Source organism: Galactobacillus timonensis (assembly GCF_900240265.1).
Lineage (GTDB): Bacteria > Bacillota_I > Bacilli_A > Erysipelotrichales > Erysipelotrichaceae > Bulleidia > Bulleidia timonensis.
In genome coordinates this window covers 1,469,963-1,491,908 of the sequence record NZ_LT964739.1, presented here as the reverse complement: position 1 = coordinate 1,491,908, position 21,946 = coordinate 1,469,963, and the positions used below count along the sequence as shown (strand labels likewise).

Annotated in this window: 22 protein-coding genes; 4 read left to right on the top strand and 18 right to left on the bottom strand. The window is 51.3% G+C overall.

Features of this window, described 5'->3' with window-relative positions; translation table 11 throughout:
* Positions 1 to 33: 33 nt before the first annotated feature.
* Both C1714_RS07065 and C1714_RS07060 read left to right on the top strand, forming a co-directional pair.
* A complete protein-coding gene (locus C1714_RS07065; RefSeq protein ID WP_102342524.1) occupies positions 34 to 525 on the top strand; it encodes an RNA polymerase sigma factor in 492 nt (163 codons plus the stop codon).
* Between the two features lie 85 nt (positions 526 to 610).
* Complete coding sequence (locus C1714_RS07060; protein WP_135567914.1) at positions 611 to 1,123, top strand: hypothetical protein; 513 nt, start codon at positions 611 to 613, stop codon at positions 1,121 to 1,123.
* 89 nt (positions 1,124 to 1,212) lie between these two features.
* On the opposite strand, the gene C1714_RS07055 is transcribed toward C1714_RS07060, so the two are convergent.
* Positions 1,213 to 2,475, bottom strand: coding sequence for an MFS transporter (locus C1714_RS07055; RefSeq protein ID WP_102342522.1), 1,263 nt, complete (start codon positions 2,473 to 2,475; stop codon positions 1,213 to 1,215).
* Between the two features lie 183 nt (positions 2,476 to 2,658).
* Here C1714_RS07055 and C1714_RS07050 point away from each other — a divergent pair, with 183 nt between their 5' ends.
* Positions 2,659 to 4,344: an alpha/beta fold hydrolase gene (locus tag C1714_RS07050; protein WP_102342521.1), complete on the top strand. Its 1,686-nt coding sequence runs from the start codon at positions 2,659 to 2,661 to the stop codon at positions 4,342 to 4,344.
* 146 nt (positions 4,345 to 4,490) lie between these two features.
* On the opposite strand, the gene C1714_RS07045 is transcribed toward C1714_RS07050, so the two are convergent.
* From C1714_RS07045 to C1714_RS06970, 16 genes are all read right to left on the bottom strand, one after another.
* Positions 4,491 to 5,231 carry a sugar isomerase domain-containing protein gene (locus tag C1714_RS07045; protein ID WP_102342520.1) on the bottom strand — a complete coding sequence of 247 codons (741 nt, stop codon included), beginning with the start codon at positions 5,229 to 5,231 and terminating at the stop codon, positions 4,491 to 4,493.
* Positions 5,231 to 6,508: a PTS ascorbate transporter subunit IIC gene (locus tag C1714_RS07040; protein ID WP_102342519.1), complete on the bottom strand. Its 1,278-nt coding sequence runs from the start codon at positions 6,506 to 6,508 to the stop codon at positions 5,231 to 5,233. Before C1714_RS07040 ends, C1714_RS07045 begins: the two co-directional genes overlap by 1 nt.
* Positions 6,509 to 6,530: 22 nt before the next feature.
* Positions 6,531 to 6,824, bottom strand: a complete 294-nt coding sequence (locus C1714_RS07035) for a PTS sugar transporter subunit IIB (RefSeq protein WP_102342518.1) — start codon at positions 6,822 to 6,824, stop codon at positions 6,531 to 6,533.
* A 6-nt stretch (positions 6,825 to 6,830) separates the two neighbouring features.
* Positions 6,831 to 7,280: a PTS sugar transporter subunit IIA gene (locus C1714_RS07030; RefSeq protein WP_167849964.1), complete on the bottom strand. Its 450-nt coding sequence runs from the start codon at positions 7,278 to 7,280 to the stop codon at positions 6,831 to 6,833.
* Entirely contained in the window at positions 7,267 to 9,237 is a 1,971-nt protein-coding gene (locus C1714_RS07025) for a BglG family transcription antiterminator (RefSeq protein WP_102342516.1), read from the bottom strand. Before C1714_RS07025 ends, C1714_RS07030 begins: the two co-directional genes overlap by 14 nt.
* 124 nt (positions 9,238 to 9,361) lie before the next feature.
* Positions 9,362 to 11,209, bottom strand: coding sequence for an ATP-dependent zinc metalloprotease FtsH (gene ftsH / locus C1714_RS07020; protein ID WP_102342515.1), 1,848 nt, complete (start codon positions 11,207 to 11,209; stop codon positions 9,362 to 9,364).
* Positions 11,210 to 11,239: 30 nt separating this feature from the next.
* Complete coding sequence (gene hpt, locus C1714_RS07015) at positions 11,240 to 11,779, bottom strand: hypoxanthine phosphoribosyltransferase (RefSeq protein ID WP_102342514.1); 540 nt, start codon at positions 11,777 to 11,779, stop codon at positions 11,240 to 11,242.
* Between the two features lie 78 nt (positions 11,780 to 11,857).
* Positions 11,858 to 13,096, bottom strand: a complete 1,239-nt coding sequence (gene tilS, locus C1714_RS07010; RefSeq protein ID WP_102342513.1) for a tRNA lysidine(34) synthetase TilS — start codon at positions 13,094 to 13,096, stop codon at positions 11,858 to 11,860.
* A gap of 32 nt (positions 13,097 to 13,128) precedes the next feature.
* A complete protein-coding gene (locus C1714_RS07005; RefSeq protein WP_102342512.1) occupies positions 13,129 to 14,544 on the bottom strand; it encodes a coiled-coil domain-containing protein in 1,416 nt (471 codons plus the stop codon).
* Positions 14,545 to 14,606: 62 nt separating this feature from the next.
* Complete coding sequence (locus C1714_RS07000; protein ID WP_102342511.1) at positions 14,607 to 15,191, bottom strand: type II toxin-antitoxin system PemK/MazF family toxin; 585 nt, start codon at positions 15,189 to 15,191, stop codon at positions 14,607 to 14,609.
* Between the two features lie 85 nt (positions 15,192 to 15,276).
* On the bottom strand, positions 15,277 to 16,158 hold the full coding sequence (locus tag C1714_RS06995; protein WP_102342510.1) for a patatin-like phospholipase family protein: 882 nt from the start codon (positions 16,156 to 16,158) through the stop codon (positions 15,277 to 15,279).
* 120 nt (positions 16,159 to 16,278) lie between these two features.
* Positions 16,279 to 17,100 (bottom strand): metallophosphoesterase family protein, encoded by an 822-nt coding sequence (locus C1714_RS06990; protein WP_102342509.1) that lies wholly within the window; start codon positions 17,098 to 17,100, stop codon positions 16,279 to 16,281.
* A complete protein-coding gene (gene phnE / locus C1714_RS06985; protein ID WP_102342508.1) occupies positions 17,097 to 17,879 on the bottom strand; it encodes a phosphonate ABC transporter, permease protein PhnE in 783 nt (260 codons plus the stop codon). Before phnE (C1714_RS06985) ends, C1714_RS06990 begins: the two co-directional genes overlap by 4 nt.
* Positions 17,876 to 18,676, bottom strand: coding sequence for a phosphonate ABC transporter, permease protein PhnE (phnE, locus tag C1714_RS06980; protein ID WP_102342507.1), 801 nt, complete (start codon positions 18,674 to 18,676; stop codon positions 17,876 to 17,878). The genes phnE (C1714_RS06985) and phnE (C1714_RS06980) overlap by 4 nt, the downstream gene beginning before the upstream one ends.
* Entirely contained in the window at positions 18,673 to 19,416 is a 744-nt protein-coding gene (gene phnC, locus C1714_RS06975; protein WP_102342506.1) for a phosphonate ABC transporter ATP-binding protein, read from the bottom strand. The genes phnE (C1714_RS06980) and phnC overlap by 4 nt, the downstream gene beginning before the upstream one ends.
* 5 nt (positions 19,417 to 19,421) lie before the next feature.
* Positions 19,422 to 20,402 carry a phosphate/phosphite/phosphonate ABC transporter substrate-binding protein gene (locus tag C1714_RS06970; protein WP_245305071.1) on the bottom strand — a complete coding sequence of 327 codons (981 nt, stop codon included), beginning with the start codon at positions 20,400 to 20,402 and terminating at the stop codon, positions 19,422 to 19,424.
* Positions 20,403 to 20,492: 90 nt separating this feature from the next.
* Here C1714_RS06970 and C1714_RS06965 point away from each other — a divergent pair, with 90 nt between their 5' ends.
* A complete protein-coding gene (locus tag C1714_RS06965) occupies positions 20,493 to 21,170 on the top strand; it encodes a cyclic nucleotide-binding domain-containing protein (protein WP_102342505.1) in 678 nt (225 codons plus the stop codon).
* Here the strand turns inward: C1714_RS06965 and C1714_RS06960 are convergent, their stop codons facing one another.
* Positions 21,171 to 21,944, bottom strand: coding sequence for a peptidoglycan recognition protein family protein (locus tag C1714_RS06960; RefSeq protein ID WP_167849963.1), 774 nt, complete (start codon positions 21,942 to 21,944; stop codon positions 21,171 to 21,173).
* Between the last annotated feature and the right edge of the window lie 2 nt (positions 21,945 to 21,946).

Genomic DNA, 21,946 nt, shown 5'->3' with positions numbered 1-21,946 from the left:
AGGTGAAGGATCCCTCAAGGAAAGCGAAACACGATGAGATACGAACCAGAATATATCGCCGCTGTTTATCAGCAGAACCTGTTCAGAGCGGCGCTGTCGATTACGCACAATGTTTCAGATGCGGAAGATGCTGTTCAAAACACCTATCTGCAGTATGTCAAAAGTACACAGCAGTTCGACAGCGAAGATCATCTCAGGGCATGGCTGTTTCGAACCGTGTCCAACAAGGCGAAGGACATCGTCAAAGCATTCTGGCACCGCAGCCGCACATCTCTGGAAGACTGGATGAATGACATTCCTTTTGCGACCGCGGAAGACAGATGCCTTGCAGAGGCCGTCCTGAAGCTGCCCCGAAACTACAGCTCCGTGATTCATCTTTACTACTACGAAGACTATTCCGTAAAAGAAATAGCGAGCATCCTGTCCATCTCGGAAAGTGCCGTCAAGCACCGGCTGCAGAAGGGCAGAGAAAAACTCAGAGAGCAACTGGAAAAAGAGACTAAGGAGGAACCGGTCCATGCGTGAAGAAGAGTTCAGAAAAAGATATCAGAGCGCGTTCTCATCCATTCGTACAGATCACGAATTCAATTTACATGCACAGGAGGAAACAATGACCAACAAACAAGTAAACCGTAACAGGCGCTGGCTGGTGGTACCTGCCGCTGCCGCCGTCCTGCTTGCAGGAACCACGGTATATGCGCAGAATATCGGAGGCATTCAGAGAAAGATGCAGATCTGGCTCGATGGCGAATTAACCACTGCGACCGTAGATCTCAGCGACGAAGGCAGTTACACAATCCATGATTCTTCAGGCAACGAAGTGGAAAGCGGCGGAGGTGTCGCATATGAAGGTCTGCTGAACCATGAGCGTCCTTTAACAACCGGTGAGATGGCGGAAGAAATTGCGAACCGTATCACTCTGGATGAACGTGACGGGAAGTATATCCTGTACTGGCATGACAAAAAGGTTGACGTCACCAATGACTTTGGCGAAGACGGTTATGCGTATCTGACGCTGGTGGATGGTTCGGATACGCTCTATGTCACCATTAACAAAGACGGTTCCTATTCCACAAGCCCCGACCGCTATATGGTCCCGGGAAAAGACTTCGAAACAAACTGACAAATTGCAGGCGGCCACTGTGCCGCCCTTTTTGTATCAAAAAAGCAGTGTCATGGAAAATCCACAGCACCGCTGATACCTGCATGAATTCAGTCTTCCAAATGATGACTTGCCGGAATCGTCGCAGCCTTGCGCAGCAGGATGAAGCCGACCACAAAGAGAATGCCAAGCGTCGCAACCGCAATATTGACCGAATTGGTCAGGCCGACCGTAACGCCAACCAGTGTCGTTCCCATGAAGGCGGCACCTTTACCGCAGATATCATAGAGACCGAAGTATTCGCCCGACTTCTCCGGAGGAATAATCTTGCCGAAATAGGAACGGGAAATCGCCTGAATCGCCCCCTGGAACATGCCGACAACGAAGGCCATAATACCGAATTTCCACAGCGAATCCAGGAACAGCGCGAAGATCGCCACAAAGAGATAGCCCAAAATGCATACCGAGATCAGCGAAATCGAGCTGTACTTTTCTGACAGCTTTCCGAACAGCGTCGCAAACGCAAACGCAACAACCTGCGTCAGCAGAAGAATGACCAAAAGGCCGACGGTATCCAGTCCCAGTGCCGTACCAATCGCCACCGACTCATCAATGATCGTATACACGCCATCAATATAGAAGAAGAACGCCAGCAGGAAGTAGAACACCTTCTTGTCCGTTTTCACCATTTCCTTCAGCGTATTGCCAAGACGCGCAAACGATGCCTTGATCCGCCCCGTCGCCTGCTCGACATAATATTTCTGTTCATAGTTCCTGATCAGCGGAAGCGAAACACACAGCCACCAGACGGCCACGATCAGAAATCCGACCAGGATGCCGATGCGCGTCGGAAGAATGCCAAGATACTCATCTCCCATCAGATAGAAAAGCAGCGCCGCGATAAACGGGATACACGAGCCGATATAGCCCCAGGCATAGCCCTGTGCCGATACCAGATCCATCCGCTCCTGCGTCGTGACGTCCGTCAACATCGAATCATAGAACACCAGTGAAGCCTGATAGCACACTTTGGCAATGACATAGGTCACAAGATACAGCAGCCAGTTCGGCGCAATGCCCAAAAACGCACATCCCACAACGCCGATGATCAGCACAGTCACAAACATCGGCTTCTTGAATCCTTTGTTGTCAGCGATTGTTCCGCAGATCGGTCCCAGGAGGGCCGCAATGATTGTCGTAATTGAAGTTGCATAGCTCCAGTACTGAAGATACTGTGCCTGCGTAAATCCGGCCTGTCCCGCCAGCGTATCAAACCAGATCGGGATCAGCGTCGAGACCATCATCGTAAAGGCAGAGTTGCCAATGTCATAGTAAATCCACGACTTCTCCACCTTATTGAACTGTTTGAACATACATTACCCTCTTTTTCTCTATTATCCCGTGCCTTTGTATTAACGAAGTAAGAAAAAAGAAAAATCCGTTACAAACAGTATAATATGCCCTTTCCTGCATGAACCAGTATTTTTTACAATATGCCTGTCTGTTTTCCGCGCCCAATACAGCTAGAATAATAGCGGAAACGAAAGGAAGAGGTTATGAAACCACTGATCTGGGCCCATCGGGGAGCCTCGGGACACGCGCCCGAAAACACCCTCGAAGCATTTCAGAAAGCCATCGACATGAAAGCCGACGGCGTCGAACTCGACATCCAGCTGACAAAGGACGGTGAAATCGTCGTCTGCCACGACGAAACCATTGACCGCACCTCCAACGGCATCGGCAACGTCAAAGACTATACGCTGGCAGAGCTGAAGAAATTCAACTTCAACAAGACACATCCCGAATATGCCCACGCCTCCATTCCGACGATGAAGGAGGTATTTGAACTCATCAAGCCAAGCCCCCTCACCATCAACATTGAACTGAAGACCGGCCAGTATGACTATGACGGCATCGAAGAAAAGATCCTTGCTCTCACCAAAGAAGAGGGAATGGAGGATCGCGTCATCTACTCCTCCTTCAACCACTATTCGATCAAGAAGATCCAGCAGCTCGATCCTTCCGCAAAGACCGCCTTTCTCTACAGTGACGGAACCCTGGATATGCCTGCCTATGGCGAAAAGAACGGCGTCAACGCCCTTCACCCATGGGTATACAACCTGCGCTACCCGGACTTCATGCAGGAATGCAATCAGAAAGGTCTTGAAGTCAACGTCTGGACCGTCAACACCAAGGAAGAAGTCATGGCCTGCGTCCAGGCCGGCGTTCATGCCATTATCACCAACTATCCGGACTATGTACGCCGCCTTGTCAACGGCGTCAACCAGTCCAATATCTTCCAGAACTTCATTCTGAATGACGTACAGCCGTGGATCAACAACTGCGTCAAGTCACAGGACATCACCAATGCCCAGGGACTGCGCCTGCGTCTTTATTCCGCCGTCAATCCGAATGAAAAGGCAGCCATCGTCATGGTTCACGGCTTCTGCGAATTCTTCGGCAAATACCACGAAACCGCATACCGCCTCTATCAGGAAGGCTATTCCATCTTCTTCGGCGAACTGCGCGGACATGGCGACAGCGAACGTGCCACCAACTACAGCGACTCCCGCGTCGGCGTCAAGAATCTTGACGAATATGTCGACGATCTGACCGCCTTCGTCGAACAGGGAGCCAAGGTACAGTCCAGGACCGGCCGCCTCTATCTCTTCTCCCATTCCCTTGGCGGATGCGTCTCAGCTCTTTATCTTGAAAAGTATCCGGATACCTTCCGCTGCGCCGTACTGTCTTCGCCGATGCTGAAGATCGATTTCCGCGGCATCCCTGATCCGGCCGTCAACCTTCTCAAGGTTTACTCCAAGATCGTCAAGAACGACGACGAATTTGCGCCGAAGAACGGACCGTTCACCGGCGAATACGACTTCGAAAACAGCTCCGCCATGGACGAGGACCGTTACAACTACCAGTTCTCGATGCGCCTGGAAAACAGGAACTATCAGACCTGGAGCGGCACCTGGGGCTGGGTCAAGGCTTCGCTCGAAGGCGGTCAGCGCGCCATCGATAACGCCGCCAGAATCAAGACACCGGTACTCATTCTTCAGGCCGGCGCCGATACCATGGTCGACAACCAGGGCCAGCTCGAATTCATGGAAAAAGCCGGAAACGCAACCATGATCAAATACCCCGGCGCCAAGCATGAGCTGTATGCCGCCGACGATGCGACCCGCAATAAGTGGTTCCGCGACATCATCACCTTCTATCATTCGTTCGATCAGAAGTAATGGAAGACAATCCCAAACAAAAATACCAACACTGCTGCGGAAAGAACGAATACAGTTTCTTTCCGCAGTTTTCATATACTTTTCTCAAACCAGGCAAGGATACAAGAAAAACGGAACCCAGATATCTGAATTCCGTTTCAGCTTTCTCAATACGAGTAATGGATCACATCCTTGTACTCTTCATACAGCTGACGGTTAAGATCATCGCCGCCGTCAATGTTTGCACTGTAGAAGACCGGTGGACGTTTCAATCCACGCCGCACAAGCTCATTGGCAGTTTCTGCCACAATCGCATCCAGCATGATTGCACCGATGACCGTCGACGTCGGGCCGCTTTTCTGATCCGTCCCCTCAATTGGTACGCAGGCGTCGCCCACTTCACCATGATTATCGAGAATCACATCGCAGAAATCATACAGCTTCTTACCCGACGGATGCCTGGAAGATACCGCGTGCGAGTAGGCAAGATTCGTTATGCCGATTACGGAAGCACGGTTCTTCTTCGCGCACATTGCGATCTCAATCGTAACCGGATTGCGCCCCGATACCGAATGAATTATCAGAACATCTCCCGGCTGGAAACCGACAGTTTCACCAACGACAGTACCATAGCCAACACAGCGTTCCATCCGGCTAGTAAAAGTAATCGGCGAACGGTCAACAAGCACCTCCCGCGCAAAGATCGGTGTAATCGTCATCAGTCCACCCGCCCGATAATACAGCTCCTGGCTTAATATGCCTGCATGGCTTGCGCCGAAGGCATAGATGGCATGTTTCGAGATGACTGCATCCGCCAGCAAATGAACGCACTGTTCCATGTGCGGACGCTCCTCTTTTTCGACCTGGTCGATCAGCGCGTTGATCTTATCAAAATAGGCAAATTCCATCACTTGATCAGATGCGCAATCGCGCCTTCAACAATACCCCAGAGCGAGAAATCCTGACCGCCGTACACCAGCATCCACGGCTGAATCGTATTGTTGAAGAAATATGCACCGAAGCCGACCAGCAGCACCATCACAATACCGTTGACGGCGCAGGCAATGATCGTACCGCGGCGTCCGCCATAGGCGTTGGCAATGATGGCAGCGCAGCCGTTTTCAAAGAAGCAGGTAACAACCAGTGGAATCACAACCGTCGGGAACCGGCCGGCCGTCAGAAGAATCGTAATTGTTGACGTAATCATTGCCGTAATGAAGCCGATGATCAATGAATTCGGTCCGTAGTTGAAGATGACCGGGCAGTCCAGCGCCGGAATCGCTCCCGGGACGACCTTTTCCGCAATGCCCTTGAAAGCCGGAACTATTTCACCAATCAGCATACGAACGCCCTGCAGCATGATCGTCATGCCGACACCGAAGTAGATCGCATGCGTAAAGCAGTAGGTAAAGAACCCCGTTGATCCGCCGGCATAGCCCCATACTTCGCCCGGAGTCAGACCGTTTGCCAGGAGGATGAAATAAAGGACAATATAAACCACTGCAATTGTAATCGATCCCGTAATCGAAACTTCCCGCAGGAAGCCGAGCGACTTAGGAACTTTGACATCCTCACAGCTTTGGGAAGGATCTCCGGTAAGCTTCGCAATACCTGCCGAAAGAACGGAAAGCGTCGTGGTCGGATGGCCGATGGTGAAATCATCTTTTCCGGTCACCTTCTTGACCAGCGGATGCATCAGATTCGGCGCAATGACCATATAAAGCCCGGTAAACACGGCTGCCAGACCAATCAGCTTTCCGCCTGTCAGACCGGCATCTACGCCCGCTGCAATGAATACATACGGGAACCAGTACAGCATATGGCCGGTCAGGAAAATAGACTTCCATTTCGTGAGACGGGCAATCAGCAGGTTGAACGCAAACCCAATGAGCATAACGATGCCGATCTGCGTACCATACTGTCCACCGATATCCACGGTCTGTGCCGGTGCAGCCGCCTCAGGCAGAATTGCGTTGAACGCAGCCGAGATACCGTCAATGGATTTTCCGGTAATGAGTCCGGTACCTGCATTAAGAACAAAGAACCCGATCGCCGTCATCAGCGTTCCGCGAATCACTTCGGAAGCCGACTTTTTCTGCAAGATCAGGCCGATCATTGCGACCAGTGCCAGGAAGATCGCACCCTGGCCAAAAATCTCATTGATAATAAAGTTTAAAACAGCCATAATTATCCCCTTTCATTTCTGCTTAATGCTTTTCCGAATACTGCTTCATGAACGCAAGTGTCTTTTCTTCGATTTCCTTCGAGTTGAGAAAGTCATCAATTGTCACGATTGGCATAGATGCTCTGTCCTGAATCCGGTCAGCCAGCTCATGGGAAATGAAGATCACGTCACAATCGTTGCTCAGACATGTCCCCACGTCGCCGGTGAACGTGTCCGCCTCCAGATTGTTCTTTTTGAGGACATCATCAATCGCCATTCGCAGCATTAATGATGACCCGCAGCCAAAACCGCATACACACTGAATCTTAGGTACCATTTGGAATCATCCCCTTTCTTGTTCGGTCCCGTTTATCAGTTGATACAACTCATCCGCATCGCGGCAGCTTTCAATTCTGCTGAGCATATCCTGCCGCATGAGCATTTCCGCAATTTTCTGCAGATAGGCCATATGTGAATCCTTATCTCTGCAGGCAAGGGCCATTACCACATCAACAGGCCCCTTTGTACTGTTGAAATCGATCGGTTCATCCAGCGTTATCAATGATACCGAAGTCTGCAGTACATCATCACCGGGAGCCGAATGGGCCAGGGCAAACCGCGGAGTAAGCACAATATAGGGCCCCAGTTCCTTTACACCGCTGATCATGCGGTCAATATATGAAGGTTTGATTTCGTCGCTTGCGACCAGAAGCTGTCCCGCTTTGCTGATGGCCTGCTGCCAATCACCCGCATGAACATGTGCCTGCAGATTTCTTTTCTCAATCAGATTCACTGTGAATCTCCTTCCTGTTGTCCATATTCAAAATAATTTCTTTACTCACATCCTTTGCGTGCAAAAGCCGCCGGTTCGATTCTTTCGAAAAGATATAAACCAGATCCAGCAGCGACGATTTTTCCCTGTTTTTGATTCCGGTCACCACAATGCTGGAAACCCGCTTGCAGTCACGGTCGCCAAAAATGACTGGCTTCTTCAGCACCAGCAGTGCATAGCATTCTTCCCGGATTCCATCCTGCGTGCCGGCATGTACAAATGCCGTCTCCGGGACAATGACCATATACGTTCCCAACTGGGCCACCGCTTCGATCATGCGGTTAACATAGCGTTGCTCCAGTTTTCCTTTCTTCAGCAGCGGCTGTGCTGCAATCTGAATCGCTTTTTCCCAGGATGAACATTCGTCAAGAATCTGAATCTCATCTTCCTGCATCAGATCACTGATTCGCGCCGGCTTTCCGGACCCTGTATCGGGGATATTTCTGTAGCTGCTCAGAAAGTCGTTGCACATCTTCTCGTAGGCAATCTGGTAGGCCTGTGAACGGATACTGTCAACGTTGTCGTGATACAGCAATGGGCTGACGGTGACGACCGGATGTCCTTCCAGTGAACTTTCATTATCCGTAGAGATAATCATGTCGACCGCATGATCCTGCAGATACCGCACCGCTTCCTCTTTGGAACAGGGACCGATAATGGAGCAGTCCGGCATCACCTGGCGCAGCCGTGCCGCCAGAATCGCGCTGGTCGCCGTCCCGAACGAGCACACGACCATGATCTGAACCCGGTGATCCATTTTGCTGGAGGATTCATAGGCACTGGCAACATACATCGAGATATATGCTGTCTCATTTTCATCAAAGGTCACATCATACTTCTTTTCGCAATTCACCAGCTGCTGGCGGGTATATTCATAGATCAATGGAATACTGATTTGAATCTGCGAAGTCATACTGTTTTGGACCGGGATATGATTGCGTAGCCGGTACAGTGCCGTCTCCAGATGTACACTCAGGCCGTCCAGAAATTTTTTCTGTTCTTCCCCGCTTAATGGATGAAGGACCTGAAGCCGTTCCATCAGGTCGCGGGCAAGTTCACCTGCCTGTGAAGTTGTGTGCGTGCCGCCGCACCAGCGTGCATTGCCGGAAATCAGAATTGACGCAAGCCAGATCCTGTCCCGTTCAGGAATATCTCGGTCAATCAGTCCAAACGCTTCAGAGAAGCCTTCCTGCGCAGCCAGATCCGCAACCTTCCGGGGAAGCCTTTCCTTCCCAATCCGGTGGTCATTCGCAATCCGCATCAGGCTGTAGTTCAAAATCAAACAGGTTTCTTCTGGATCGTAATATGAAACGTGCAGAGTATCCTGAGCTTTTTTCAGCAGCGTGATTGCCAGCGATGCTGAGGGGCTACGTGCCCATTCCATTTCTTCCACGGTTTCCACAGGCACCAGTCCGCTGCTGATCACTTTGGCAAATGTCTCGCGGAACGCGCATTCCTTTCCAGTTGCGAAAACGCCGCTCCCTTTTTCTTTCACGACAGTCAGGCCCTGGTCTTTCATATACGTTTCTACTACTGGAAAACATGTGATGACCGTCTGTCTGCTTACACCGCAGACGCCCGCAAGTGATTCGTATGTGCTCAGATCCCGACTGAGCAACTCCAGTATGATGCGTGCTGCCCGGGACTGGCGTCCAATGAGATTGCGGCCGCTGAGCGCATTGAGTACAGCTGCCTTTTCTTCTTCGACGCATACAATCCGTACGCCTTTATGTTGTTCTCTTTTCAAATCCGCATCAAAACTGTTCAGAAACAATCGCACAGTTTCCAGATCATTGCGAATGGTTCGCGTGCTCACGGAAAACCTGGATGCCAGCGAAGGCACCGTCACATATGTATTCTGATCCATCAGATGACGGATCAGTTGAATCTGTCGCTGATTCAGCTCCGTCATTTCCATACTTGTATGATAGGTGACGCTATTTTCCTTTTCAAAGCCAAACTGTTTCCCCTCGCCATGAAGGAATTTGACTATCGGCGCACAAAAAAAGCAGAACTCATATAGAATTCCGCTTTTCTCTCATTTACTCAGGCAATGCGGGAGTACTTACTGCCTCCGGTTCAACCAGCTTCTGAATCTGCTCACCCGTTAGTGTTTCTTCTTCCATCAGGGCTGTCGCAATCTTGATAAGCTGATCCTTGTGCGCCTTGATCACCGCAACCGCCTGATCATGGCACTCATTGACGATCTTGCGGACTTCCTGATCGATTTCAAAGGCAACCTGACCCGACACGTTATTCGGCGAATTGTAGTCACGTCCAAGGAACACATTCTCCGTCGAACCGGAGTTGTACTTGATCGGACCCAGATCGCTCATACCGTACAGAGTAACCATATCCTTGGCAATGTTTGTTGCCCGCTCAATATCGTTGCTCGCACCGGTCGTAACATCATCGAAGAACAGCTCCTCTGCCACACGGCCGCCCATATAGGACGTAATCTGCCCCAGCAGATCCTTCTTCGTCGGCATCAGCTTCTCTTCCTTCGGCGTCATCAGGTTATATCCGCCCGCTTCACCGCGCGGAATGATCGTCACCTTCTGTACAACCTCCGCACCATCATAGAAGAGACCGATGATTGCGTGTCCACTCTCGTGATAGGCGACAAGCTTCTTCGTCTTCTCATCATAGGTACGGCTCTTCTTTGCCGGTCCCATCATGACACGGTCAATGGCCTCATCAACCTCGCCCGTATCGATCTGATCCTTGTTATCACGCACTGCCAGAATCGCCGCTTCATTCAGAACATTCTCAAGATCCGCACCCGAGAATCCCGGCGTACGCTTCGCCAGCGCACCCAGATCCACATCCGGCGCCATCCGCTTGTTCCGCGCATGAACATTGAGAATCGCCTCTCTGCCCTTGCGGTCCGGAAGCGAAACCGTAATCTGACGATCGAAACGGCCCGCACGCAGCAGAGCCGGATCCAGAACATCCGGACGGTTCGTCGCCGCAATCACGACGATGCCGCTGTTGTCTTCCATACCGTCCATCTCAACGAGCAGCTGGTTCAGCGTCTGTTCACGCTCATCATGGCCGCCGCCGAAGCCGGCACCACGCTGACGACCAACCGCATCGATTTCATCAATGAAGATGATGCACGGAGCAGTTGCCTGCGCCTTCTTGAACATGTCACGTACACGGCTCGCACCGACACCGACAAACATCTCAACGAAGTCCGAACCCGAAATGGAATAGAACGGAACATTTGCCTCACCGGCGACTGCCTTCGCAAGCAGCGTCTTGCCGGTGCCCGGATGACCGCACAGCAGAATTCCCTTCGGAATCCGCGCACCCATCCGCTTGTATTTGGCAGGAGATTTCAAATATCCGATGATCTCCTCCATCTCTGCCTTTTCCTCATCGCAGCCCGCCACATCGCTGAAGCGTACCTTCGACTTGGTCTCCAGACGTGCCCGCGATTTGCCGAAATCAAATGCCTTCGCATTGGCAGAATTGTTTCCGCCCATCCGGTTCATCATCCACACGCCCAGCAGCAGAACAATGACCAGCGGAACCAGCTCGTACATCGCCTGCATGAATGCATTGCCGGATTCCGCATCCACGATGGTCAGCCGACCGTCTTCCAGCTGATCCGTCAGATCCTGAATCGACTCTTCCGTCGCCGGCGCCGTCGAAGTAAAGGTCACCGTATTGCCATCATCGTCGACGTAGGTACCCTGCACATTGACTGCATTCGTACCGATCCTTAGAACCGCTTCCGTAACATCCTGATTTTTGAGCGTACTCTGCAGCTCCGTATAGGAAAGCGTATGCGCCGAAGACGATGAAGGATTCATCACCAGAAGCGCCAGCACCGCAGCCAGCAGAAACAGATACGGAAGATATCCGAGAAAACTTCTTCTCTGCATTAATGAATTAACTCCTTCCAGTCAGAAACATTACTGGTACATTTCATCTTTCAATACACCGACATACGGCAGGCAGCGATATCTCTGATCAAAGTCCATGCCGAAGCCGACAACAAACTCGTTGGCGATCTCAAAGCCAACGTATTCAGCCACTTCCTCAACCTCGCGACGTTCCGGCTTGTCCAGCAGCGTCACAACTTTGACCGAACGGGCACCCTTGTTGTGCATCAGTTCCTTGACTGCCTTGATCGTACGTCCCGTATCAACGATATCCTCAACCAAAAGAATATCCTTGCCCTCGATCGACGTATCCAGATCCTTGATGATCTTGATATCACCGGTCGACTTCGTGCCGGCGTAGCTTGTCACATCCATAAAGTCATACTGCGCATCCAGATCCAGATGCTTGATCAGCTCCGCCATAAACGGCACCGATCCCCGCAGAAGACCGACCAGAAGAGGAGAACTCCCCATAGCCGTATAGTCATCTGAAATCTGCCTGCCAAGCTCGATACAGCGCGAACGAATCTGATCTTCCGAAAAGAGAATCTTCTTCATGTCCTTATTCATGGGTTCTTTCTCCAATCATTTCTGATAGTTTCACATTGTACCACAACAGCAATTGGCGCAGAACCTATACACAGCCCATTATTGACTCCATTGCCCATCCCGCTTCCCGGCGACGATATTCAGATCCGGAGCCAAAGAATAATGATCCACGTCACAGCCGATCCCTGGCACCAGAATCACAGTTCCCTGATGATTTACAACCACCGGCCACACATTCCGCTTCCATTTCGGAATCTTGCGATCAATCATCCAGCGATTTACCTTTTTTGTCCCAAAGCACATCGAGATCGCATCACCAGGCATCGCATTGCGGATAGTGACAGGAAAATCCGATGAATGAAAGGTGATAGCATTGACGCCTGGTTTTCCTCGAGAAATGCGGAACCACTCATATACAGAACCGCACTGCATCTCATCCAGAGAAGAAAAGGAACAGGAATAAGGCGACGGAACATCCATGCAAAAGAAGCGGCCATCACTCTGTGCCATCTGCTGCGCACCAAGAGAAATGACGAAATCATCATGTTTAAGAAGAATGACATCCACTTCAATCAGATGGCGGCGGCGCAGATGGTTGCCGCCCGGGATCATTGCCCGTAACAGCGCGATACGATCTTCTTCTCCAAGGCTCCGATAAGCCGATAGAGGAAATTCGCTTTGGGCGGCCCATGCGTTGACGCGGCAGCGCCGCTCCTGCAACACGGCATTCTGCTGATCAATTTCCCCTCGAAGCATTTTCCGTTCCATGGGCGTCAGCTTCTCAACCACCTCATGGCGGATACGGTTACGCGCATAGGTTTCATCCTGGTTGGTCGCATCGATAAAGTATCGGATCTGATGCGAGTCGCAATACGCCTGCAGCTGCGCCTTTGTATAGGAAAGAAGAGGCCGCCTTACAAGCACCCCCTGGTACATCATGTCCGATCGCAGCCCGAAATAGTCAGGCTCCAGCTTCTTTTCACTCTGCATCAGATAGGTTTCCAGAAGATCATCTTCCTGATGCGCAATCAGAATGCCGCAGTATCCATTCTTCTTCACAGTTTCACCAAAAAAGTCGTAGCGCCACTTCCGTGCAGCCGCCTCAAAATTTCCGCTGTAAACAAACGGCTCATTTCTGACATAGCAGGCAATGCCATGTTCCGCACAGAACGTGCGCACATATTCTTCTTCCTGATCTGCTTCTGGCCGATGGTGGTAATTGACATGGGCCGCTGCGACAGGCACGCCCTCTTCCAGGCACATGGAAAGAAGGGCCATGGAATCCGGCCCCCCAGAAACACCGATCAGCCATGTCTCAGAGTTTCTGCGTTCACTCATTGGCTGTATCCTAGCACGAAGCACCTTTCTTTCTAAAACATATTCCTGGCAATATTGGCCGCCTGATTCTTTCCTTCGCGGAAATCAGAGCCCGTCTTGGACAGGGTCGTCATATACCGTTCATCGCCATAATAAGTCATTCGATAATGCTTACCAACTTCCGTGATCTTGAAGCCAAGATCAGCCAATGCATTGCGCAATGGCGCAGTCATTGTCCGGTAGTCGTTGAGAAGATTCTTGATTTCTTCGATCCGCTGCCTGGTCAGCTTCCGGTAATGATTCTTCGCGAGAATATCGCTGTACACATCGTATCTGCGTGAGCCTTCTTTGGTGCTTTTCAGCTTTTCTGCAACCGCATCCAGCACCATCTCGCGGATCTCACCCGGATAGAAATCATCCTCGTCACCTTCAAACAGCAGCGGTACATCCTCTGCTTCGCTCAGCTTCAGCTGCAGCTGCTGAACTTCCTGAGAAAGTGAATTGTTCTCTCTGGTCAGCTCATCGTTCCGCTGCCTCAGATCTTTATTATCTTTGTCGAATGTTTCAATAAACCTGGTCAGTTCATCTTCCTTTTTCCTAACATTGGCTTCTGCCTGCAGCTTTTCCTTACGATCGCTTTCCCAGCGTTCTTTGAGCAATTGATTATTTACCCCTGCCCACGTATAGAGAAGCGGAACCTGCTGAACGTTCATATAGCGCAGAACCACATTTACAACCCTGGTCAACAGAGCTTCGCCATAGCCTTTGTAATCTCTGTATTTGTATTTGAGATGTCTGCCGTTGGGAAAATAGATACCGACTTCACCAAGATGTTCGATCCTGTCATCGCAAAGATCCGAGCATCCGTCTTTACTCCTTTCGACAAGAATGTGTGACACTCCCTTCAGCCGGCTGCACAAAAAGTCACAGTCCAGCGGATCACGATTCTTCTTTGTCTTCGATATGTAGATGAGAGGAAAACGATATTTCTTTCGTCCGCTGATCGCATCGGACAGCAGAGAAGCATTTTCATGGCCCATCAGAACCGGCCTGCGCAGAACGGGAAGATCGCCATCATCCGCGACATATCCCTTTTCAATCAGCAGAGTGATGAAATGCGGCGTTGAAAACTTCATACTCACCATCATCGCATCCGGGGAATAGCTTCGATCAAGCCGAATCGCCATCTTACTTTCAGAAAGATTCATGACATAGTCCGTATCCCATACAGCACCATCCTCTGCCTTCTTCTCATAGCGTACAGCGATGATATTGTGACCAGGGTACTCCTCAATATCCAGCGAAAGGCTGTCATTACCATAGCGGATATTGTGTTCACCATTCCAGACAAGGTTCGGAATCACATTGTCCCTATGGGTACTTGTCTGATTCCATTCAATGACCAGCTGAATGAATTGTTCCGCGGTCAGGGCCGGTTTAATATCAATGATCGTTGAATACAGCAGCATGCCTGTACATCTCCTTTACATGTAATTTTTCCCATATTCAATTATATTCCGTCCCTTATCATTCATCCTTTGACTGCCTCAAGGCTGCTGGAAAAATCCAGCAGCTCCTGCAGCCGTTTTCTTACCCGCTGCAATTCATCACCGTCAAGATGTGAGCGTACTTCGATGATTCGCGCCGTATTGATGAAGCGAAGATCGTTGAGAAAAAGCACCGATGGCTTGAGCATTCCTTCCGGCTGCCCAATGGAACAAAGATGACGGCGGCCATGTGGGTTAGCGACAGGGTCATAGGCCTGCGCATACTGGACCGGATTGCTGGTCATTGGAATGACGAGTGCCTTATATTGAACCAGTTTTACGATCAGCGCGAAGTGCTGAAATCCGCACTCAAAGAGATAGGCAGACGCTCCGAAATCTACATAGCAGATGTCGCCTGCCCTGACGTGAATGCCAAGTTCCTGCGAAGAGCCAAGTGTTCGCCGCGTAAGCCAGTTGGCTTCCGAAATGAGACCGGCATCCTTCAGATGCGGCGCAAGTTCTGCATACACCCGACGGCGGGCATCAAAGTAGGCATGTACATCAGACGATGATCCACCGAACTTTCCTGCCCTTTCTTCGATGCGTGAAAGTATTTCTTCGAGTTCCATAAATTCTCCCTCCTGCCTTTTCATAGACAAAAAAGAGAGATGTTCCGAAACGAAAATCAAAAAAAGAGACACCATCGCTGGCATCTCACTGTTTGTCATCATCCTTCGGTACTTCCCTGCCAAGGAAATGGTAGATTTCTTCCTTGCGGTCCTCCATATCCTGATAGCCAAGCTTGTAAAGGACATCGCAGTTTTCTGCAGAGCCCTTGAAACGGCCCATCTTGACCGACTTTGAAGGAAGAATGTTGATGGCCTTGCCTTCCTTGCACAGTTCATCGATGATGCCGACCTGCTCATAGTAGCGAATATGACGGATCTTATAGTTATCCACGATCTTCGGATACTTCTTGTAGCACATCTTCATCAGCTGAATGACGATTTTGTTCGCAGGCTTGCGGTGATAGCTCGCAGGCTTTGTCGTAATCACCAGATGCTTCGTAACACCCTGCTGAATCGAACGCTCAATCGGAATGAGACGACAGATACCGCCATCCATATAGTCACGTCCCTTGTAATTCACCATGGCCGAAGCGACCGGCAGCGCCGCCGATGCCCGCAGCACCGTCAGATTATCATCCAGGTCCTGCCAGTTGAAGAACACCGTATCGCCCAGTTCCATGTCATAGCACCCAATTTCGATCGGCGCCTTCATCTCCACCAGCGGACGGATCGTCATATGTTCTTTGCCAAGAATATCCTTATCAAAGATCTGCTGGTAATCCACATAATAGCCGCAGTGCTTGAATGCCTTGAGACCAACATTGTTCGGATCCGCCGCATAATTGACCGACATATTGTAAGGCGTATGCTTATCGCCCTCCCAATAACAGGCCAAATACGCTGCACCGGAAGAAACACCGACACCGTAATCAAATGTCAGATGCTGATCGTTCAGCCATGCCAGCGCACCTGCCGTATAGGCGCCGCGCATCCCGCCGCCTTCCAGAACCAATCCGTACTTCTCCATCAAAGACCGCTCCTTCTCACAAGCATTATCTTAAGCCACCGTCAAACCGCCGGCAACGCTTTCCCGACCAAACCCACACAACGTCGCAATTTTGTCACTATAAAAAGGGAAGGAACCCCTTCACGCAGTTTCCTTCCCCAGTTCGTTTTGAAGCTGACCCAAATCCACCGCACCGATCAGCGCTCCGCCCTCAGACACATCTTTCAACATGGAAACCGAATGATCTTCCAGCAGATACTCACGGAATCCGCATGTGTCGTAAAACAGAATACGACTCCCCTCATCCACACCGCGAAACGACAGCGAAGGCGCCGTAGAACACGCAACACCTTCCACCATACAGGAATCGCTCCAGTGCGTATGACCGCACAGTACCATCCGGACCCCAAAGCGGTACGGACCAAGCACCTCCAGCAGCTTTTCCTTATTTGCAAGAGGCGGAATGCCGGGTTTCCCCCGCAGCGGATGGTGCATGCACAGAATAACATCCCGTGCATCATCCAGAGCATCCTGCAGCCACAGGATCTCCCGATCAGAGATGTATCCATCTTCCACCCCGAACACCGAATTATCGATGCCGATGAAGGTAAAGCCCCCGATCTCCTTCCGCCAATGCCAGGGCGCATCCGTTTGCGCCTCCCTCAGCCATCCCTTCCGGAAGCTGTCAATACGATCATGATTGCCCAGCACCGGTAGAATTACCGCATCACCGGCCGCATCCGAAAGAACCCGTTTCACATGCGCATAGTCTTCCGCACTGCCGCCATCCGTAAGATCCCCGCTAATCACAATGACATCGGCCTGTTCCTTCCGGATGATACCGCATGCCTTTGCCAGCGGATCACTGACTCTTGCGAGCATCTCTGCATAGGCACCGCCACGATCAAAGCAGCTGCAGTAATGCAGATCTGACAAATGCAGAACACGGACCGATTTTTTCATCTAAGTTGCTTTCTAACCCAGCCGGTAAAAATATCCAACAGGTATACCGTAACTATTACAGCAAGCAGAATGATGCCGACCTTGTCCCAGCTGCGTGCCTGGATCGCAAAGATCAGCGGCGCACCGATGCCGCCGGCGCCGACAAGACCCAGCGTCGAAGCACTGCGAACACCGATTTCAAAGTGGTTCAGGATCAATGATACATAGATCGGACTCAACTGCGGAAGACGCGCATAGAAGAATGTCTCAACCGCATTGGCACCGACCGACTTCATCGCCTCCACCGGCGCCGTATCAAGACGCTCCATTTCTTCCGCAAACAGCTTGCCGAGCATGCCGATCTGATGCACACCGATTGCCATCACACCCGCAAACGGCCCTGGGCCAACCATCTTGACGAAGATGATCGCATACACAAGCTCCGGAAAGCTGCGCAGAATATCAAGAATCACCTTCCCGATCCGCGGAACAGGCGAATGCTTCGGCCAAAGATTCGCGGCCGAAAGCAGACTCAGCGGAAACGCAATCACCGTACCGATCGCCGTACCGCTCAACGCGATCGCAATCGTCATCAGCATCATGGAGAAGACGTCTTCCGAACTGCCGTCATAGAAATACGACCAGTCCGGATGCAGAAGACCCGAAACCGTCTCTTTCATCATCGACATGGTAAACGTATGGAAAGCCGAAAAATCCAGGCCCCACCGTGACACTACGATTAATAGAACGATCGCACAGAATACCGGAATTCCCGGATGACGCTCAAATGTCTTCCTCATGCCAGCTTCCTCCGGAAATATTCACTCAGAGCGTCCACCAGAACAACCATCAGAAAGATCGCGATCAGAATGATCGAAACCCGATCATATTTGAACAAAGCCAGCGACGAATTCAGAATGATGCCGATACCGCCGGCTCCCACATAGCCAAGCACCGTCGAAGAACGGATGTTTACTTCCAGCGCATAGAAGCTGTAGCTCAGCACCGGTCGGATGATCTGCGGCCAGATCGCCCACACAGCTGTCTTCAGCTTATTGGCACCGACCGACTCGGCCGCTTCCAAAGGCTGCCGGTCAATCGTTTCGATCGACTCGTACAGAAGCTGTGACACCATGCCTGCCGTAAAGATGGTCAGCGTCAGCGTACCGGTACCTTCCCCGATACCGATCATCGAAACCAGAATTGCCGCAAGCAGCGTATTGGGAATCGTACGGATCACATTCAGAAGAAAGCGCACAATCCCGGACACGATACCATTCTGCGTCGCCACCGTCGTCGCGAGAAATGCCAGCGGAATCGCAAGCAGAACACCGACCGTCGTCGCCAGCACCGACATCTGAAACGTACGGATCAGCGGATCAATCAGGCTCGGCACATAGCTGAAATCCGGATGAATCAGTTTCTGCAGAAACGCCTCCATCTGATCCGTATTCGCCAGCAGCTCAGTGAAGTTTGTCTCAGAAACATGCATCGAGGTATACAGCACCAGCACAATGAGCACAATCGTAAAGAAGTGCTTGTACCACTGGTAATGAATCGACTGCGCTATAAAGGAACGCTGACGGGAAAGAATCATTTCGCCTCCCCCTGATAGATCATCTGCAGCTGCTCTTCCGTAAGATCTTTCGCGCCGCCGTCAAACACGATCTTTCCTGCACGCATGCCGATGATTCTCGACGCATACTGCTTCGCCAGCGGAACGGAATGAATATTGATCAGAACCGTCTTGTGCATCTCGGTATTGATCCGCTTCAGATCGCCCATAATCGCCTGCGACGTTACCGGATCCAGTGAAGCCACCGGCTCATCCGCAAGAATGATGTCCGCCTCCTGAAACAGTGTACGGGCAATGGAAACACGCTGCTGCTGACCGCCTGAAAGTTCATCGCAGCGCGAATGCAGCTTATTTTCCAGACCAACCTTCGCCAGCATCTCAGAGCACAGATCATAGTCCTCCTGTGAAAACAGACCGAACACGCTTTTCAGCGTACTGTAGCTGCCAAGCTTTCCCGAAAGCACATTGCGCTGCACCGTATTCCGCTTCACGAGATTGAACGTCTGTGAGATCATGCCGATCCGCGTACGCATCTGCCGCAGCTGCCGCCGGTCCGCCTTTGTGATCGAAACATCGTCAACGATGATCTCACCCGTCGTCACATCAATCAGACGGTTAACAGAACGGAGCAGGGTACTTTTCCCCGCTCCGCTCAGGCCGATCACAGCCACAAACTCACCGTCACCGATGGTCAGATTGACATGGTCCAGGCCGACGGTCCCGTTCCCGTATACTTTCGTTACATCCCGGAACTCGATCATGACCGTTATTCCGAAGCCTTGTCGATGTAGGACTGCATCGTGTCATAGGCAGACTCATCTGCCTCAACATATCCCGTATGTCCCCACAGGGTCATCGCATCCTTGCCTTCCTCATCATTCGGCATGTTCAGGAAGACTTCCTTGACCTGCTGCTGGGTCGCTTCATCCATCGTCGGCAGAACAGCAATCGCATCATTGGGAATATCGCCCTTTGTCAGATACAGAACCTTGAGATCCGTAAGCAGATCATTATCCTCAAACTTGCTGTTGAAGACATAGCGCGCCCCCTCAAAGACAAATGCCGCATCAACCTGTCCATTGAGAACCGCCGTAATTTCCGAAGGAATATCGTTGACCGTAACCAACGTGCAGTCCGTTGTCGGATCAATGCCGATATCCTTCATCTCCGCAACCGGATAGATATAGCCGGAAGCTGAATTTGGGCTCAGCGTCGCAATTTTCCTGCCCTTAAGATCCGAAAGCTGCGTCATGTCACTGTCCGCGCGGCAGATCACTTCACCCTTGAAGGTACCGATAGTTGAACCTTCAATCGGCAGTTCCGTCGTCTGATCGTAGTCGACCAGTGTCGAAGAAAGCAGAGCCTTGGCGGCACCGGCGTTTTTCGCCTGTACATACGCTGCCGGCGGCATGATGCCGATATCGACCTTGCCCGATTCCATTGCCTCGACAATCGTCGAATAATCCGTTGCCAGCGTAACCGTGACTTCCCGACCCAGTTTCTCGCTCAGATAATCCGCAAACGGCTTTGCCTTCGCCTCCATGGATCCATCATTGTTCGTCGGAACGAACTGCACCGTCAAAGGTGTCAGTGCAGAAGCGGAAGCTTCAGAAGACGCAGATGCTGCGGCGGCTGAACCCGAAGAAGATCCACATGCCGCAAGAAGAATCATGCTGAATGCCAGAAGCGATTTCCCAAGAGTTTTCATTTCCTCATCGTCCGTTTGAACAAACGGATCCTCCTTCATACGGCAATCATAAGGTACGAACATAAAATACATGGAAAGGATTTTCCAACGAAGTGACACGTGTCACTTTCCCGGTCTAAAATACAGGATATGAAACAGATCAAACGCAGAGAAGAACTTGAAAAGGCCATTGATTCCGTCCCCTACCGCAGCTGCTTCGGCTTCGATCCGCTGCCGATTACGGAGCTATGGTCCTTTTCTTGCGGCGATATTCTGATCCGGTCCGGAACCGCGTCTGCCTATCTCTATTTCCTCGTGCGCGGCGAACTGTGCTTCTGTACCACTTCCGAGACCGGGCGAACGATCTATCTCGGTGCCGTACGTTCGTTTTCGGTCCTTGGAGAAGTCAGCTCCCTCTGGAAAAAGAATCCCGCCAATGACGTGCGTGCCGTCAGTGACGGACTGGTGCTTGCTATTTCCCTGCCGGAACATCGAAGCCAGCTTCTCAATGACGTAGTATTTCTGCAGTATCTCTGCAGCCTGCTGTCCTATCGCCTGGTTCTGCAGAATGACAAAGCTCTGTCCGCCTCCGTTTCCAGCAGTAAGCGGACCGCAGCCTTTCTTCTGGAAAACTGCCGAGACGGCCGCCTTACCATCACCTTGAAAGAATGTGCCGCCGAGCTGTGCATCAGCACCCGCCAGCTCATCCGGATCATGAATGATTTCGTAGAAAAAGGCGCCCTCCGCAGGGAAAAGCGCCATTACTTCATCGAAGACTATGAGCTGCTCTACTCTCTTTCAAGCAGCACCTATACCTACTACGAATGATCAGGATCCCGACTGTTCCTTCAGGATGTGATAGCAATCCCGGATCATCTGATAAAACTCCGGCACCCTGCCCTCACTGATCAGCCGGTGCGGACACTCCTTGTCCATGAAGTCCGCATGAAGCCGCACATCATCCGGCGTCAGATCATAGGTCACCAGCAGCTTCGCCGCCAGCCAGGCGGTGTTTTTCATCGTCTGCTCGAAGTCGCTGCCGTAGTTGACGCACATCTCGATGCCGATGCCGTTCATATTGCCACCGTCTTCCGTCCGGGAATCTCCTGCATTCCAGGCAATCTCATTATCCGGAATATGGTGATAGATCGAATGATCGTCCACCGTATAGTGCCAGGCCGTAATATCCGTCGTATTCGACGTCAGAAACAGGGCATGCTGCGCAGCGTCCGCATCCGCACTGCGATTGTCCGTCTCATGGATTGTCACATACTTGATCTCGCGGATTTCACCCGGACGACGCGGGGAATCGTAAGGAATATAGTTCTGTACCACCGCAATGCCGCCGGCCTCATCAAACTCCCTGTTCACCGTCACGCCGGGCTCGGAAGGAGTCGGCGACGGTGTCGGAAACGTAAATACATCCTGCACATTCCAGTCATGTTCCGCAAGGGCAATAATAAAAAGTGCCAGCACCAGCGCAATCATCGCCAACAGCACCGTAAGCAGACTGACCGGTCCTTTTCTGTGCCTGTGCTTTCCTTTGTTCCGCAGTTTCGAAACCGTTGAAGGTTTCGTTTTCTTTCTTGAATTCCTGTTCATCA

What these genes read in the sequence shown, in the direction of transcription:
- C1714_RS07065 (WP_102342524.1), top strand. Translation starts at nt 34, where the DNA reads ATGAGATACGAACCAGAATATATCGCCGCTGTTTATCAGCAGAACCTG.
- C1714_RS07060 (WP_135567914.1), top strand. Translation starts at nt 611, where the DNA reads ATGACCAACAAACAAGTAAACCGTAACAGGCGCTGGCTGGTGGTACCT.
- C1714_RS07055 (WP_102342522.1), bottom strand. Translation starts at nt 2,475, where the DNA reads ATGTTCAAACAGTTCAATAAGGTGGAGAAGTCGTGGATTTACTATGAC.
- C1714_RS07050 (WP_102342521.1), top strand. Translation starts at nt 2,659, where the DNA reads ATGAAACCACTGATCTGGGCCCATCGGGGAGCCTCGGGACACGCGCCC.
- C1714_RS07045 (WP_102342520.1), bottom strand. Translation starts at nt 5,231, where the DNA reads ATGGAATTTGCCTATTTTGATAAGATCAACGCGCTGATCGACCAGGTC.
- C1714_RS07040 (WP_102342519.1), bottom strand. Translation starts at nt 6,508, where the DNA reads ATGGCTGTTTTAAACTTTATTATCAATGAGATTTTTGGCCAGGGTGCG.
- C1714_RS07035 (WP_102342518.1), bottom strand. Translation starts at nt 6,824, where the DNA reads ATGGTACCTAAGATTCAGTGTGTATGCGGTTTTGGCTGCGGGTCATCA.
- C1714_RS07025 (WP_102342516.1), bottom strand. Translation starts at nt 9,237, where the DNA reads ATGGAAATGACGGAGCTGAATCAGCGACAGATTCAACTGATCCGTCAT.
- ftsH (WP_102342515.1), bottom strand. Translation starts at nt 11,209, where the DNA reads ATGCAGAGAAGAAGTTTTCTCGGATATCTTCCGTATCTGTTTCTGCTG.
- hpt (WP_102342514.1), bottom strand. Translation starts at nt 11,779, where the DNA reads ATGAATAAGGACATGAAGAAGATTCTCTTTTCGGAAGATCAGATTCGT.
- tilS (WP_102342513.1), bottom strand. Translation starts at nt 13,096, where the DNA reads ATGAGTGAACGCAGAAACTCTGAGACATGGCTGATCGGTGTTTCTGGG.
- C1714_RS07005 (WP_102342512.1), bottom strand. Translation starts at nt 14,544, where the DNA reads ATGCTGCTGTATTCAACGATCATTGATATTAAACCGGCCCTGACCGCG.
- C1714_RS07000 (WP_102342511.1), bottom strand. Translation starts at nt 15,191, where the DNA reads ATGGAACTCGAAGAAATACTTTCACGCATCGAAGAAAGGGCAGGAAAG.
- C1714_RS06995 (WP_102342510.1), bottom strand. Translation starts at nt 16,158, where the DNA reads ATGGAGAAGTACGGATTGGTTCTGGAAGGCGGCGGGATGCGCGGCGCC.
- C1714_RS06990 (WP_102342509.1), bottom strand. Translation starts at nt 17,100, where the DNA reads ATGAAAAAATCGGTCCGTGTTCTGCATTTGTCAGATCTGCATTACTGC.
- phnE (WP_102342508.1), bottom strand. Translation starts at nt 17,879, where the DNA reads ATGAGGAAGACATTTGAGCGTCATCCGGGAATTCCGGTATTCTGTGCG.
- phnE (WP_102342507.1), bottom strand. Translation starts at nt 18,676, where the DNA reads ATGATTCTTTCCCGTCAGCGTTCCTTTATAGCGCAGTCGATTCATTAC.
- phnC (WP_102342506.1), bottom strand. Translation starts at nt 19,416, where the DNA reads ATGATCGAGTTCCGGGATGTAACGAAAGTATACGGGAACGGGACCGTC.
- C1714_RS06970 (WP_245305071.1), bottom strand. Translation starts at nt 20,402, where the DNA reads ATGAAGGAGGATCCGTTTGTTCAAACGGACGATGAGGAAATGAAAACT.
- C1714_RS06965 (WP_102342505.1), top strand. Translation starts at nt 20,493, where the DNA reads ATGAAACAGATCAAACGCAGAGAAGAACTTGAAAAGGCCATTGATTCC.
- C1714_RS06960 (WP_167849963.1), bottom strand. Translation starts at nt 21,944, where the DNA reads ATGAACAGGAATTCAAGAAAGAAAACGAAACCTTCAACGGTTTCGAAA.